13 protein-coding genes and 2 pseudogenes are annotated in these 15638 nt (G+C 50.8%); 11 read left to right on the top strand and 4 right to left on the bottom strand.

Annotated elements, in window-relative coordinates; translation table 11 throughout:
* The 8 genes from BS639_RS24895 to BS639_RS24890 all read left to right on the top strand — a co-directional run.
* Positions 1 to 2831 (top strand): hypothetical protein (locus tag BS639_RS24895; RefSeq protein ID WP_158086928.1); only part of this gene is annotated, 2831 nt, incomplete at its 5' end.
* Between the two features lie 86 nt (positions 2832 to 2917).
* Complete coding sequence (locus BS639_RS08345; protein WP_139804066.1) at positions 2918 to 4969, top strand: hypothetical protein; 2052 nt, start codon at positions 2918 to 2920, stop codon at positions 4967 to 4969.
* Between the two features lie 201 nt (positions 4970 to 5170).
* Positions 5171 to 6739 (top strand): ABC transporter substrate-binding protein, encoded by a 1569-nt coding sequence (locus tag BS639_RS08340; RefSeq protein ID WP_084982817.1) that lies wholly within the window; start codon positions 5171 to 5173, stop codon positions 6737 to 6739.
* Positions 6739 to 7791 (top strand): ABC transporter permease, encoded by a 1053-nt coding sequence (locus BS639_RS08335; RefSeq protein ID WP_084982816.1) that lies wholly within the window; start codon positions 6739 to 6741, stop codon positions 7789 to 7791. The genes BS639_RS08340 and BS639_RS08335 overlap by 1 nt, the downstream gene beginning before the upstream one ends.
* A gap of 9 nt (positions 7792 to 7800) precedes the next feature.
* On the top strand, positions 7801 to 8667 hold the full coding sequence (locus tag BS639_RS08330; protein WP_084982815.1) for an ABC transporter permease: 867 nt from the start codon (positions 7801 to 7803) through the stop codon (positions 8665 to 8667).
* Entirely contained in the window at positions 8657 to 9547 is an 891-nt protein-coding gene (locus tag BS639_RS08325; RefSeq protein WP_084982814.1) for an ABC transporter ATP-binding protein, read from the top strand. Before BS639_RS08330 ends, BS639_RS08325 begins: the two co-directional genes overlap by 11 nt.
* Complete coding sequence (locus BS639_RS08320; RefSeq protein ID WP_084982813.1) at positions 9544 to 10230, top strand: ABC transporter ATP-binding protein; 687 nt, start codon at positions 9544 to 9546, stop codon at positions 10228 to 10230. Before BS639_RS08325 ends, BS639_RS08320 begins: the two co-directional genes overlap by 4 nt.
* 463 nt (positions 10231 to 10693) lie before the next feature.
* Positions 10694 to 10858, top strand: a complete 165-nt coding sequence (locus BS639_RS24890) for a hypothetical protein (RefSeq protein ID WP_158086927.1) — start codon at positions 10694 to 10696, stop codon at positions 10856 to 10858.
* Positions 10859 to 10873: 15 nt separating this feature from the next.
* On the opposite strand, the gene BS639_RS25180 is transcribed toward BS639_RS24890, so the two are convergent.
* The gene (locus BS639_RS25180; protein WP_267893481.1) at positions 10874 to 11008 is read right to left on the bottom strand and encodes a hypothetical protein; all 135 of its coding nucleotides are present in this window, start codon (positions 11006 to 11008) and stop codon (positions 10874 to 10876) included.
* Between the two features lie 19 nt (positions 11009 to 11027).
* Here BS639_RS25180 and BS639_RS08315 point away from each other — a divergent pair, with 19 nt between their 5' ends.
* From BS639_RS08315 to BS639_RS08305, 3 genes and pseudogenes are all read left to right on the top strand, one after another.
* A complete protein-coding gene (locus tag BS639_RS08315) occupies positions 11028 to 11318 on the top strand; it encodes an ANTAR domain-containing response regulator (protein WP_407690304.1) in 291 nt (96 codons plus the stop codon).
* 276 nt (positions 11319 to 11594) lie between these two features.
* Positions 11595 to 11705: pseudogene (locus BS639_RS08310) on the top strand (ABC transporter substrate-binding protein); the annotation flags it as partial.
* Positions 11706 to 11730: 25 nt separating this feature from the next.
* Positions 11731 to 12063: pseudogene (locus BS639_RS08305) on the top strand (uroporphyrinogen-III C-methyltransferase); the annotation flags it as partial.
* Between the two features lie 59 nt (positions 12064 to 12122).
* Here BS639_RS08305 and BS639_RS08300 read toward each other — a convergent pair.
* Genes BS639_RS08300 through BS639_RS08290 form a run of 3 tightly spaced genes read right to left on the bottom strand, consistent with a single transcriptional unit; the run spans position 12123 to position 15635 of the window.
* Positions 12123 to 13445: a c-type cytochrome gene (locus BS639_RS08300; protein WP_084982810.1), complete on the bottom strand. Its 1323-nt coding sequence runs from the start codon at positions 13443 to 13445 to the stop codon at positions 12123 to 12125.
* Positions 13446 to 13498: 53 nt separating this feature from the next.
* Positions 13499 to 15103 carry a GMC family oxidoreductase gene (locus BS639_RS08295; RefSeq protein WP_084982809.1) on the bottom strand — a complete coding sequence of 535 codons (1605 nt, stop codon included), beginning with the start codon at positions 15101 to 15103 and terminating at the stop codon, positions 13499 to 13501.
* Entirely contained in the window at positions 15096 to 15635 is a 540-nt protein-coding gene (locus BS639_RS08290; protein ID WP_084982808.1) for a sugar dehydrogenase complex small subunit, read from the bottom strand. The genes BS639_RS08295 and BS639_RS08290 overlap by 8 nt, the downstream gene beginning before the upstream one ends.
* Positions 15636 to 15638 lie beyond the last annotated feature (3 nt).

Here is a 15638-nt window from a genome sequence, read left to right as displayed (position 1 = left end):
AGCCAGGGTTATCCACGGCCACTTCAGCAAGAATGTCTTTCTCCAGTCAGTCATTTTTAAATAATGTAAATAGAGTAGAAACGAGCGCTGCAACCCCCGTCTCTTATTCAGTAAGGTCAGGAGAGCAAAGCGCCCTAGAGGGACTTTCGGAGACCCAAAAAACTGAGGTGGGCAATGTGCTTACGCGGCCAGATAAGCTAGAATTAACCGCAGTTCAAAAAAAATTGTTAGACAAAATAATTAATCATACGGAATGCAGTAATGATCGAGATAAAGCCAGCATCGCCTGGCTAAATAATGAAAGGCAGTTAAAGCAAGCGGGAGTAGATCGAAGGCATTTTGCCAACTTTTGCAACGTCAATTTCGACAGTCTTTCTAAAAGCATTACTCGGGAGTTACAGTCTCGAGTAGTACTTAACGCCGCACAGCAGCAGTATGTTGAAAACATTATTGCAAAAAAAAACTGCACGGGGAGCTTAGAGAAAACACTGCAAGTGTGGTTGGATAACAAAGCTGAGTTTGAGAGGGAAAATATAACAGCAGGCTCTTTTGCCGTACGAAGCAACGTTAGCCTACATTCCTTTTTTAACTATTTATATGAAAAAAATCAGGTTAATGAAGTGCTGTCTCCGGAGCAGGAAGAGCTTGTTCAATGTATTATCAATGAATACGGTACGTCAAGGGATATAGATAATGCTGCTTGGATAATGATAAACTTCAAGGATGAATTTATTGCCTCGGGAATTTCAAGGCCGATATTTGCCCATAAATACGGTATTGTGTTAAGAGTTATCAATACTAACCTGAGTCGGTTAAATATTAAAAACCCGCTAGGGGAGGATTCACATTATTCTGAGTCGCACCGTTTTCTTTCATCAGCACCGCAATTAGTCGCTTTTAAAAAGAAGGTTTTCGATAATTTTTTGCAACAGAGGAAGGCTAGGGTCGAAAAAATAATCCAAGATGAAGGATGCATCGAAAATGCTGTCAAATCTGCTGCTGTATGGTTGAAATACAAAGATGCATTTATACGTCAAAAAATCAAGCAAGATGTATTTAGCCATTGCTGTCGTATTGGCTTGAAAAATCTGAGTTACCAGGTAGGTAAAATATCTTTCATTGAAAAGAAAAACGTGAGTTTAAATGAGAAACAGCAAATGCTTATCAATGATTTATTCCACGAAACTGGCTGTAAGGATGATGTTAGCCTTGCGGCTCAGGTATGGAACGATAGAGGAATAGAGTTAGAAAGCGCAGGAATTAAACAAAGTACTTATTCTAGCTTATGCGGATTTCGTCCTAGCTATTTGTCTAAAAATATTCTTATTGAAACTAAAATTGCGGTTGAGCTTTCTCAGGGTAATAAAACATTTTTAGAGAGTCTCATCTTATCTGCTAGATGCAAGAAAGATATCACTAAATCTGCAAAAACTTGGGTTGATAATGCAACCAGTTTAGCGGCTCGGGGGATTAATCATATAAGCTTTGCCTCTGCATGTGAACTCAAGGTGCAGTCGTTTACCCGAGCAGTTATTCAAAATCATAAGATAAAAGCTTCACTCAGCGCGACCCAGCAAGCACTATTACAGCGTATTATTGAGTCAAGAAAAATAGCAAAGACTAAAAGGAAAGAGACTGTTCTTGCCCTCACGGTAGTTGCCTGGCTTGACTTTAAGCAAGAACTTACTGACGCAAATATTGATCAAGCCGTGTTTGCCTTTGCCTGTAAGGTAAAACCAGTCTCCCTAAGGCGTAATGTATTACATGAAATAAAGCTTCATGCCGAACTCACGAGCACGCAACGAAATTTAATTGATAATATAATGTGCGCGGAGGTATGCTCGAATAACTTAGTCAAAACATCCTGCGCTTGGTTAAATAATCAGACGGCGCTTAGTGATTTAAGGATTAAATTAGAATCTTTCGCCAGTAAATGCAACGTTCCCCCGAAGTCGTTAGAATGGTTAGTTCGCTGCGAGCGTCAGGCGAGAATAGCGCTATCTGTCGAGCAAAAAAATGTAATTGACGCTATTATTGAAAATGCGCATTGCAGAGTAAACTCCGAACTTGCTACTACGGCTTGGCTTACAAATCGGGTGAAGCTTGAAGAGGCAAAAATTCACAAGTTAACTTTTGCCAGACGCTGCGAAGTCGACATAACGAAATTTATTTCCGCGGTAAGCTATAAGATTAAAAAGTCCCGCCTCCAGACTGTGGAAAAGCAGATGTTTTCGCCTGCCATAACCATTAAAACCGAACCCACTATCGCTGAGCAGACCATTGATGAAATAACACTCGACGACGCAGGTCAGGTGGTAAACGTCGCTAATAGCGATACTTTGCGTCTGAGCAATCGACCGCTATTAGACAACAGCCTGCCTATAGTTCACTCTCTGACTGACCCTCATAAAAGCCTCACTCTGCAAACCTTGGGCCTCAGCTCTGTCGAACAGATAAATAGGCTTAAAGTGACAGGTTGGGGCGAAATGCATGCCGTTTTTAACACCCTGCATATTGAGCAGGCTAAACGCCTTAAAAGTACATTACTGTCGGAAGTGCAGCGTCAGATTGCCAATGAAACAATACAGGCAGAGCGAATGAATAAGATGATGGTCAGCCGGGGGTCACATCGTCAGGCACCTGACAGCGATGAAATAATCAATTTGGGGATGGGCGTGCTAAATCCCGGGCCGGATCCCGTTGCCGCCTATACTGTGCTAGGTATTTATGCCGGTGAAGTCGTGAACACTGAAAATTTAAAACAAATAGTGCGAAAAAGGGCACTGCAAACAGTTATTCCCACAGCTGGGCTACACGTTCAGAAAAAGTAATCGTCGATGCCTATCAAAGTGGCAATGTCCTGAGCAATATCAATACCGGTTGTTTATCGAATGCGTCTGAACTGGCAGAAAATAACGTGGCCTCGGTTCAGATTGGCAACAGACTCAATGCTTACATAACAATAAGGGAGGTAGCACCCGGTGAGGAGTATTTTGTCTCTTATGGCAGAATGTATGATCCGCTGTTTGACGTTGGCGTTGCCAAAAAAAAAGAACGGCTGCTAAAACTTTATAAAGAAAATCTGCAAGCCCTGACATTGATGGAGGTGACTGCAGTACATTTATCGCAATATTATGGTGTGGATATAATGTCCGACGCTGAGCGTGCGCAAAATATTAATCAACATTCGATACGGTGGAAAATATCACGCAAAGAGGTCCGAAGTTGGCTTGATGCCCATCCCATATCAGACGTGATTATTAAACAGGAGCCGATTGAAAATAATGTCGGCACCACTGAGTTAGTGGTTATTACCGAGCCACCCGTGGCTAAGCACGCGCGGCTTGAAGCAGTGCGCGGTTTTTCGCAGGCAGCCTCAAAGGCGGCGTCATTAACACTACCTTTATTGACTACGCCCTTATTAACTACTCCAGCGCAACTGGCCTCAATTTATCATACGCTGATATTTGCGGCAGGGCTGGCAAAAATATCTCCTGAGTCGGCGGCCAAGCATTTAGACCAAAACCCCGACCTGGGTGCCAAGCTGGCAAGCATTAGCGGCTATAGTACAGCCATCGATGCTGCATTGTCGTATTACATTGAGCTAATGCAACTATTATTCGACTTGGGTGCAATATCCTCTGAAAATGTGTACAGGAATATGTTGACCGAGACAGGGGGGAATATATCTGCTGGGACCCGCTCGCTGACGCTTATTAATTACGAGACCCATCAAACTACCCATAAGTTCGTTACACTACTGTTGGCCGCGGGTGAGGGGGGCAATTCACACCAACCATTCCGAGACTTTCTGCAAAGCCATAAAACCGATGCTGCACATTCCATTATTATGATGCAGTCAGAGAGAGACGGTTTTAATCGCTTAAAGCACGCCGCCATTGAAGGCTGGTTAAGACATCCTCGCGCGTTATCCAACCAGGCTGTAGAGGTTTTGCAACAACTTCAAGGTTCAAACCTGTTGCCTAAAAATAGTGAACTGAAGAAATTCTTAAAATATCAAACATATGATTTAAGATGTAAGAACACGGATGAAGCTTTGAAGCCGAAGGCTGCTTTAGAAACCGGCTTGCTCCATGCGAAACTGATTGCGGCAATGCCCCAGTATACATTGGCGGTGGAAACTGAATTTAATCGAATTGAGCAGCTGAATATTTCTAGAGCAACCCATAGCGATATCGCGAGAAGGGCTAAAAGCCTAGCAGAAACAGATCCAAGTCATAAGTTTTTTGACCTCTTTGACAATATTGCGGGGGTTAGCGCAGGTTTTCACTGGGTCAATCAGGCATCTCGGCGTACATCAGAGATAAAGGATCGTTTGTTTGAGCAGAGTGAAATCGTGAGAAGGCAGGCGATGAACGCGCCAGAGAGCGTTTTACCGCAGTCGATTAACGTAATACAGGCGCTTTTCAACGGGATTTTATCGCGGGTGGCAGAATCGGAAGAACAGATGCGTCTTGAGTCAGTGCGGCCGTACAGTGCCGAGGGGGCAATTTCAGTTAAACCCGTTCGGCATAAAAATATCACCAATCAGCACATTATCAGTGATGACGATCGCGAGATGGCAGAGCTTACTCAGCAGTTGCGGCCCCTTATTGTCGTGGATAGAGAGCTTGAGATGTTGAACCAGGACGCCAATAAAACGGCTGTTCTCGAAAACCGATTAGCTGAACTTAAGGGACAGCATAGCGAAGCGAATTCCTCAAAAATTAGCACGCAGTTTCAGAAAATGCTCGATACCGTGCTGCTAACGCCAAACTGCAACAGTAACAGCGCAGAGCAAGAGCTTGTGAGATTGAATTATAAGAGCAGGGTGATTGAACTAGAAATTAATGACATCAAGACTCAAGAAATTCGAAATAATCTATCCAAATTGCAGACATTTAATCGTCAGCAGCAGGCTATGGCTAAGAGGGCACAAGTCGTTGAACGGCGGATATTGCCCGATTAAGGCAGCCATACGTTTCGCAGGCGTTGGGGAGTAAAGATTTATCAGTCGAACCTGACCGGTTTGACTAACTTATAACCATTTACATCACTTTATGCAAAAATTGAATAACGTTAGAGCGCAAATGACTTTATTGTCTCTTCATATCTCCCATACACTCCCAAAATCATTAGCAACTTCGCTAAGTTATAAGAGCGTTTATAAATGAAAAAAATAATTCCTTCCGTTCTTTTTGCAGCCATGGCTGCCACTTTTACCGTACAGGCGGCAACACCGGCCAATACTCTGGTTATTGCACAGTCTTTGGACGACGCGTCCAGTTTTGACCCGGCTCAGGGTTTTGAGCTGACCACTGTGCAGGCGTTTAATAATATCTATCAGCGTTTGATTCAGTCTGACCCGAACAACCCTATCGATTTGAAGCCGACGCTGGCTTTTTCATGGCAGGCGGGCAGTGACGGCAAAAGTCTGACCTTTGCCCTGAACCCGAAGGCGACCTTTGCCAGCGGTAATCCGCTCACGGCAGATGACGTGATTTATTCACTTTCACGCGTGGTGAAACTGAACCTTGAGCCTTCCTTTATTCTGACCCAGTTGGGTTGGAGCGCTAAAAACGTTGATGGCTTCCTGACCAAGGTCGATGCACAGCACGTTAAAATCAGCTGGACCGAAAACGTAAGCCCGAACTTCGTGCTAAGCCTGCTTTCTGCGCCGGTTTCTTCTATCGTTGACTCCAAGTTGGTGTCACAAAACGCCAAAGGTGACGACTTCGGCCATCAGTGGCTGAGTGATCATTCAGCAGGCAGTGGTCCGTATCAAATTCGCACCTATGTGCCGCATCAGGTGCTGGTGCTGCAGGCTAACCCGAGTTCGCCTGGCGGCGCGCCAAAAATTCCTACCGTGCTGATTAAAAATGTGCCCGATGCCGCCGCGCGACGTCTACTCATTGAGCAGGGCGACGCCGATATGGCACGCAACCTCGGTGCTGACCAAATGGCAGGCCTTGAAGGCAAACCGGGCGTTAAACCGTTGGCCGTGCCTTATGCCTCTCTTTATTTCCTTTATTTCAACGTTAAGGCCTCGCCTGCGCTGGGTAATCCGGCATTCTGGGAAGCGTCGCGCTACCTGTTTGACTACGAGCATATTGCCAAAGACCTGCTGAAGGGCCAGTTCCAGGTGCATCAGGCGTTCCTGCCGGACGGTTATTTAGGCGCATTGAACGACAATCCGTACAAGTTTGATCCGGCCAAGGCAAAAGAAATTCTTGCAAAAGCCGGTTTGAAAGACGTGAGCTTCACCATTGCGGTGACCAACCAGCCACCGTACCTCGACATTGCGCAGGCATTGCAGGCGAGCTTTGCTCAGGGCGGCGTGACCGTTAAGCTGGAGCCGGGCGTAAGCTCGCAAATCTCGCTGAAAGTGAAATCACACAACTACGACGCAACGCTTTCCTCGTGGGGTCCGGACTACTTTGACCCTAACACCAACGCGGCAGCCTTTGCCTATAACCCGGAAGACGGCAGCAATACCCTGGCGTGGCGCGCCAACTGGAGCATTCCAGAACTGAGCAAGCTGACGCTGGCAGCGACTGCCGAAAATGACAAGGCCAAGCGCGTGGCGGACTATCGCCAGTTGCAGTTGGCGGTGCAGAAGAGCTCTCCGTTCGTGATTGGCCTGCAGGCGCGCAGCCTGATTGCCGTACGCGACAACATTAAAGGCTACGTACAGGGCATTAACCCTGACATGGTGTTCTACAGCAAGGTCACCAAGTAATGATAGACAGTACTCCCCCGGTCGGGCTGTTCCGACAGGGTTGGCGTTGGTCGGGCCGCCTGGTAGGCGGCCTTGTTTCGTTAATGCTGACTCTGCTTGGGCTGCTGGCCTTTACCTTTGCGCTCTCTCATTTAGCGCCGCTAGACCCCACATTGCAGATTGCCGGTGATCACGCCAGTGAAGCAACCTATGCGCAAGTACGCAAAGATCTGGGTTTAGATAAACCGATGCCGGTGCAGTTTTGGCACTATCTACAGCATCTGGCGCACGGCGACATGGGCATGTCGAGCATTACGGGTCAGCCGGTGGCTTCCGACCTGATGCACACTTTCCCCGCCACCATTGAGCTGGCGACCTGCGCGATTATTCTCGGCGCGGCGCTGGGCATAACGTTGGCGCTGCTTTCCGTTTATAAACCGGGAAGTTGGATTGATAATGTGGTGCGGCTGGTGTCGTTGCTGGGCTATTCGGTGCCGATTTTTTGGCTCAGCCTGCTCGGACTACTGCTATTTTATGCCGTACTGCACTGGGCCGGAGGTCCGGGTAGGCTCGACGACGCCTATCTTTACACCCTGGAACCGCGCACCGGTTTTGTGCTGATTGACACCTGGTTGTCTGGCGATCGTGAGATGTTTTACAACGCCATTAAGCACATGTGGCTGCCGGTCACTGTACTGGCTCTGCTGTCGATGGCCGGCATTACCCGCCTACTGCGCGCCTCTATGCTGGGTGAAATGAACAAGGAGTACGTGATCCTCGCCCGTTCAAAAGGCGCGGGTCGTGCACGCGTGCTGCTGTGTCATGTGTTTCCCAACGTGTTGGGTACGCTTATCACCGTGCTGAGCCTCTCCTATGCCAGCCTGCTTGAAGGTGCGGTGCTGACAGAAACCGTCTTTGCCTGGCCCGGCGTGGGTCGTTATCTCACCACCGCGCTGTTTGCCTCCGATACGCCGGCAATTTTAGGCTCGACGCTGCTGATTGGCACCTGTTTTGTTCTGCTGAATGCGTTGGCTGATGCGCTGACTTATTTACTCGATCCGCGAACCCGGTAAGCACTTTTTATGACACAACTCATTCCTGAACAACCGACCCAGGTGCGGGTAACGCCCAGCAGAGGACCGCGTCGACTGACTACGCTTTCCATCGGCACCACGCTGGCGATTATTCTGCTGTTGGCCGCGCTGTTTGCGCCGTGGCTGGCACCGTTTGACCCCAACATTCAGCACATCGAAATCCGCCTGATGCCGCCTTCTGCCGAACATTGGCTAGGCACTGACGGTTTTGGCCGAGATCTGCTTTCACGGGTTATTTTTGGTGCCAGACCTACCTTGCTGCTCGTGTCGCTGATTTTGCTGCTGACCATTCCTTTTGGCCTGCTGGTAGGGATCAGCGCCGGTTATCTTGGCGGTTGGGTAGAGCGTATTCTGATGCGTTTCACCGATATTGTGCTGTCATTGCCGAGTCTGGTGATGGCGTTGGCGCTGGTGGCAATTCTTGGCCCCGGCCTGATGAACGGCGCGCTGGCGCTGGCATTTACCAGTTGGCCGCCGTTTGCCAGACAGGCTCGCGCTGAAACCTTGGCGCTGCGCCGCAGTGATTATCTGGCTGCTGCCCGCATGCAAGGCATCGGCGGTTTTCGCCTGATGTTTGGCCACATTTTACCGCTGTGTCTGCCAAGCGCGGTGGTGCGTGCCGCACTGAGTCTCGGCGGTATTATTTTGTCTTCCGCCGGACTCGGCTTTTTGGGGATGGGCATTCAACCGCCGACCGCAGAATGGGGCTCGATGGTGGCCGAAGGCAGTAAAGTTATCTTTGACCAATGGTGGGTGGCCGCCGCGCCTGGCGGGGCGATTCTGTTCGCCAGCTTGGCGTTTAACCTGTTAGGCGATGGCCTGCGCGATAAAATGGATACCCGTCATGGCGAATGAATCTACGACGATCAACGGCGCAGGCGATGCGTCGAACCTGCTGGTGGCCAGAGACCTGACCGTTTACGTGCCGGGCCCGCAGCCGATTGAGCTGGTTAAGTCCATTTCATTTAGCGTGGGCCAGCAGCGGGTGGCGCTGGTGGGAGAGTCAGGTTCAGGCAAGTCGATGACCGCAAGGGCGTTGATGGGGCTGTTACCGTCGCCGTGCGAGATGCAGGCCAGTCAACTTACCCTCGGTGGGCAAGACCTGACGCACTTAAAACAGCGCGAATGGAATCAGCTGCGCGGCAACCGTATTGCCATGGTAATGCAGGACCCGAAACACGCGCTTAATCCGGCAATGTCAATTGGCAAACAGGTAGAAGAACCGCTGCGCCTGCACGGAAAATTCAGCCGCAGTGAGCTCAAAGAACAGCGTCTTGAAATGCTCAACGCCGTCGGTTTGCCGCATCCCGCACAGCTCAGCAAGTACTATCCGCACCAGCTTTCGGGCGGCATGGGGCAGCGAGTCATGCTGGCGATTGCGCTGATAAATCACCCTCAGTGGCTGATAGCCGACGAACCCACCTCCGCGCTGGACTTTGAAATGCGTGAGCAGGTGTTGAAATTGATAGAGCGTCTGGTTGACGAACGTAATATGGGTCTGCTGCTAATAAGCCACGATTTACAGCAAGTTGCGCAATATACCGAGCAGGTCATGGTGATGTATAAAGGGCAGATTGTTGACCGCCTCGCGTCCGACCAGCTGGCGCACTCGACCCATCCGTACACCCACACACTCTGGTCGTGCCGCCCGAGCAGGGCCACGCGTGGCGAAATGCTGCCGGTTTTGGACCGTGAGTTACTCGCCAGGCTCGGCGGTGAGAGGGGGCAGTCATGAGTCAGGAAATTATCGCCCAGCTGCACCAGCTCAGCGTTTCGCACCGTCAGGGTTACGACGTCAAAACGGTGGTGCACGATGTTGATTTAACTATCACGCAGGGCGAGTGCTTTGGTTTGGTCGGGCCTTCAGGCTGCGGAAAATCTTCACTGCTGTGGGTGTTGGCCGGTCTCAACACTCAGTGGAGCGGCAATATGTCGCTGCTGGGACACCGTTTAACGCCGGGCAAGCCGTTTACCGGTTCGCTACGTCGTGAAGTACAAATGGTGTTTCAGGACCCTTACGCTTCACTGCATCCGAAACACAAACTGCTGCGCACGTTGAGTGAACCGCTGAAGCTGCTCAAAGAGCAGGATATTGAACAGAAAGTTGCGGAAGGTTTTCGACAGGTGGGATTAGACCCCGCGCTTATCCACCGCTATCCGCATCAGCTTTCGGGCGGTCAGCGTCAGCGCGTGGCCATTGTCAGGGCGCTGCTGCTTAAACCCAAGCTGCTGTTGCTGGACGAGCCGACTTCGGCACTGGATATGTCCGTTCAGGCAGAAATTCTCAATCTGCTTAACGAGCTGAAGGCCGCTGGCGATTTGACAATGATTTTGGTGAGTCACGACGCTGACGTCATCGACCACATGTGCGATCGTCACGTGACGATGGCGAAAGGTTTTGTCCTTGGCGAAGCGTAGTTAACAGTGTTGCCCCTTGGTAATAACTGAGGGGCAACACTGTTTAAGTGTAGTGACTATTAAACAGTTAATCTGTTAATTACCCAGAGTATTACCCTCTGTAGTGAGTTTACGTGTAAGGAGATAAAGGTAAAACCAACACGACGCTAAATTTTTATTGAAATCACTCGCCGCGTTTCAAGCAATTCCCCCGCAGTGCCACTTTTTACATATTCACTCTGCCTTAGATCATATTTATAAAGCGATGCCAGCCATGCCGATTATTAATTTCATAAACACTAAAAGTAGGGCTTTTTATTTTATAGATAACAGCATCTTATGAAGTCTACCTCGGCATGTTTCTTGCTTAGCCCTTAACATGGTTAAGCTTATTTGGACCCATTTTACCGATGACTATTTCTGCCTTGGACTTTGTATTGGCCTCTAAAACAGTGAAATACTCTGCCTGAGGCAGTTGCTGCAAATGGGCGAATTAGTGGGCAAATCCAGCCAGCATATTCACGTGCTACAGCGTGAGCGAGGAACGGCCAACATTTTTCTTTGTTCAGACGGTCAATATTATGGCGACAGCTTAGGGGAAAGGGCTGATCAGGTGGGGCTAGCCGAGCGGCGTTTAGCCAATAAATAAATTAGACCAACTTGATCAAAGCGGCCAGTTTATGGCCAATGCTTCACGACTGTTTAGCTGCATCGCCACCGTGTTGTACAGCCTCAGCAGATTGCCGCGCGGGCCATTGACCAACCTGAGGCGATGAACTGTTACAGCGACGTGATCCACAGCCATCTCTCGCGGGTGTTTGAAGCCGTCGACACGTCAGCCAATCCGGCGATTCAAGGGATTGTTGATGCAGCACCACGGGCTTAGTGAGCAACATGCCCACAAAACGCTGCGTGACATGGCAATGAACCAAAATAAAAAGTTGGCCGAAATCGCCGAAGCGATGCTGGCAGTGGCGGATTTATTGGCCAAAAAACCGAATAATCCCTTAAGAGTCGTTGCACTGGCAGTGTGCCATCAGGTTGTGCAAAAGGTATCAGACAGTGCAATAAAAGGTTTGGGTGGTACTCATTATTTCATAACTCACTGATTTATATAAACTCATCTGGTTCCGTTATATTGGCACGCAAGCTGCATTATATTTTACACAAGTACTAGGCCAACGGCGGCTTAGTCAGGATTACGGATAAAGGCGTCCGTTAGCGTTCAGGAAACTGAGCGCTAACAGGACGCTTTTTTTTGCCTGAAATTTATCAGCCACTTTGGCTGTTACCCCATAAGGACCCGCAATAAACCAGAGAAAACAGATGTCGCGCCGTCGATTTATCGCAGGAATCGCGGCCTTGGGCGGCGGTATGATGTTGCGTATTACTGGTTGGCCAACTTCGGAATTCATCCGTTTAACGACGTGCGTAACGTGGTGGTGCCGCCACCGCAAATGGTGGTCAACATGAAGATTGGCAACATGAGCGGCTACCGGCCACGGCGCTGACGGGGAACCGGATGTCGACTGGGTCTCATTGGCCGTCGAACGACAGACGCTGGTGTTTTATATGGGTATTGCCAGCAGTGGCATGATTAGCCAGCGTTTAATCCAGCACGGGCTGTCTGCCAGTACGCCGGTGGCGATTATTGAGCGCGGCACTCAGCCCGAGCAGCGGGTGATGACCAGCGTGTTGGGAACGTTGGCTATGATGATTGAGCTTCATGCCGTCGAAACACCAACGTTGTTGATCATTGGCGACGTCGTCACGCTTTACCGCGAAGCCAATACTTTTTATAACGAAACCAATGCCCTACGTTCAGCTATTACACCGCGTTGTTCCGTAGGGTAATAAAAAGGCCGAACGGATGTTCGGCCTGAAGTCATCTCAAAAATCCTTAAAAACCTGATTTATTTCTGAGTGCCGTCTTCAACTTTTGGTGGATAGGGCAGATCTGCCGCTTTACGCATCTTGGCGACGTCCTTTGCCGTGACCGTCGCCCCTGCCGGATCCCCAAACTGCTTGCTGACATACTGACTAAGTTGCGCAATCTGCTCATCGGTTAGCTGGTTGGCAAATGACGGCATCATGACTTCGCCCTGACTCATATGACGCTGTACGCCACCGAGAATAACGGACACCAGGTTACGGCTGTCGGCCGCGCCGGTGGTCGTGTGGTTAAACAGTGACGGATAGGCATGGAAGCCCTTACCGATACCCGCACCAGACTGACCGTGGCAGGCTGCACAGTTGCTGTTAAACAGGGCAGAAGCGGACTGATCGAACGCCTGCGCATCAGCCCTGTCTGCAAACACATGGGTCGCCGGTTTACCCCACTGGTCGCGCGGCTGCGTTTGCCTGTCGTCACTTATCGCCGGGACTGAGCGAATATAGGTAGCAATCGCATTGAGGTCACCGTCGGTCAAGTGTTGCAGGCTGTGCTCAATCGCCTCTGCCATCGCGCCAGATGCCGAAGCCTTGCCTGCCACGTTACCGGTTTTTAGATAGGTGACCAAGTCCTGCTGCGACCAATTGCCAATACCGGCATTCTTGTCCGGTGTGATGTTAAACGCCACCCAAGAACCCAGATCGCCACCGCCGAAGGCTTTGCCGTTGTCCATGCCCATTGTTAAGTTACGCGGCGTGTGGCAGGTGCCGCAGTGCGCTAAAGCATCGACCAGATAGCGCCCCCGGTTCCAGTCATCGCTTTTGGACGGATCGTTTTTCAACGTGCCTTTATCAAAGTTGAACCACTTCCAGAAGGACATGCCCCAGCGCTGGTTAAACGGGAAAGACAGGTCAGTTTTCGCCGGAGCTGCGTGCACGCCGGGCAGTGAAAGCAGGTAAGCCTTAATGGCTAGCACATCTTCACGTGTCATTTTGGTGAAAGAATCGTAAGGCATGGCCGGATAAAGCTGTTGTCCCTCTTTACCCACGCCGTCGCGCACGGCGCGAACAAATTCATTGTCGCTCCAGTCACCGATGCCAAACTGCTTGTCTGATGAAATATTAGTGCCGTAAATAACGCCAAAAGGTGAGGCCAGCGGATAACCGCCGCCAAACTCGGCATTTCTAGGCGCACCCGGTGCGGTGTGGCAGGCGGTACAGTCTGCCGCCGTTGCCAGATAGGCGCCGCGTTTAATCATTTCGGCCGAACTCGACGCGTCGTCTGCAAAAGCGCTGGCCGCTGCCGCCAGCGGCAACAGGGCCGCCAGCAAAATTTTTATTCTCATTTCACATCCTCATACGGCAGCCGTCTTTGGCCTGCCGCAGTCCTTTGGAAGACTCAGGCCAGGCTTTTCAGCACCGTATCCGCCATGCGAAGCGCCAGCGCCGTACCGGTTAACGTCGAGTTAACGGTGGAAGCAGAAGGCATGATGCCGGTACCGGCGATAAACAGATTCGGGTGGTCATGGGTGCGACAGTCACCATCAACCACCGAATCTTTCGGGTCACTGCCCATGATCATAGTGCCGGTAATGTGCTGATTGTTGTTGTATACGCCACGCTTGCTGTAAACGACCTCCGTGCCGCCCATGCTGGTGGCAATTTTCTGGAAATCGAGCATCGACTGGTCATAGCCTTTATGCACGTAGTCCGGGAATTGGTAATAGACTTCAAGGCGCGGAATTCCCCATTCGTCTTTCTCCGTTTTACTCGGCACCACGCGGTTCTCTGGCTCAGGCAGCATTTCCAGCAGGCAGTTCAACAGCACATAACGCTCGGCCTGATACGCCAGTTTGTCGTTTAACGCCTTGCCATAATAGCCTTGTTTAACAAGACGTTCGGTTAAGGTGCGCACCGGCGACGTGTTGGCTAGGTCAACGCGCAGCGCAGAACGTTCGGCGCGGAAGGCTCCGTCGCGCAGGTTATTGATACTGCCTGGACGCATAGGGCCTCGGCCAAACCATACCGGCTCATCGGCCAGAAACTCAACCGCCGTGCCGGGGTGGTCCATCAGATTGCGTCCCACCATGCCGGAACTGTTGGCGATGCCGTTGGGATACTTTTCGCTGGTTGAGATAAGCAGCAGTTTTGGGCTCTCCAGCCCGTTAGCCGTCAGCACAAAGCGTTTGCCGGTGACTTTGTGGGTCTGTTTTTGTGAGTCGAGGTAGTGCACCGCGACGATATTGCCGCTGTCGTCGGCCTCGATTTTATACACCACTGCGTTGGCAATGACCCGCACCCCGGCTTCGACTGCTTTGCGGGCCGAAATTCCACCGTGATACTGGGCGTCGATCGGACACACCGGCATGCAGTTGTTGTTGCCGCAGCAGGCAGGACGGCCGTCGTAAGGAATGCTGTTACGCGCCTGCGGACCGATTCCAACCACGTAGCCTAAAGGGGCTACGCGCTGTTTGATGCGCTCAAAGCCGTAGGAAAGAGGAATGCCCGGCAGCGGATAAGGCTCCGATCGCGGTGATCCCAAGTCGTCGTCACCGGAGACGCCCATCTGAATTTCCGCTTCGGTATAGTAAGGCTCCAAATCTTCATAGCTAATGGGCCAGTCGCGACCCACGCCGTACAACGTTCTGATTTTCATGTCGTTAGGCAGCAGGCGGAAGGCTTGTCCTGCCCAGTGCCAAGTGGTGCCCCCTACGCCTCGCAGATACTGCGCGGCATAAACATCTGGGCCTTTCTGAATCAGATAGTTGTTATCTTTTGGCTGGAATTTCGGCTGCGGTGCCCAGGGTTTTGGCGGATAGGGTTCGGTGAAATCACCTTTTAAAGGCGATTGGCGGAACAACTCAACCGCCTCATCGCGCTTGATGAATGGACCGGACTCGAGCATCAGCACAGAAACACCGGCCTTAGCCATTTTTTCTGCGGCGAGGGAACCGGCGATACCGGCACCGATAACAATGACGTCGGCGTGTAATGAATCAGCCATGGGTAATCACCTCGCTGTCAGGTTTATGGACCCAAAAGTTCGGTTCGCCAACCGCATAACTCGGGGGTAATACGCTGTCTTTGACCAGCGCGTAACTCACAATATTTTCAAAACCAATGCACACCTGACTGCCTGGCTGGCCGACTACGCCGAGATACCAGCCGTTAACAAGCTGCTGATACAGCAGGCCTAACGCCGCCGGTTGCTGGGCGAGCAGCTGATGCAGCGGCTCACCGACTACGCCGCCGTGAGCGTCGAGCAGCGTTGCCAATGCGTCGAGCTGAACGTCGAGCTCATCGTGATGCAGCCAGCTGTATAACGCCTGACCCAGATGAGGTTCGAGGTTGCTCACGGCGGTCAATTTTCTTGAAAGCTGCATGAAATTCTCGGGCATAGCTATGGCCGAAGCCAGCGGCGGGGCGGCGTGAGCCGGTGTTGCAAACACACTGCTTCCTAACAGCTGGCTGCCAATCCCGACGGCGAGCACGCTGGCGGTGCCGAATACCATTCGGCGGCGTGAAAGATTGATCATGGT

The organism is Rouxiella silvae, assembly GCF_002093625.1.
Lineage (GTDB): Bacteria > Pseudomonadota > Gammaproteobacteria > Enterobacterales > Enterobacteriaceae > Rouxiella > Rouxiella silvae.
This window is presented reverse-complemented; position numbering and strand designations above follow the sequence as displayed.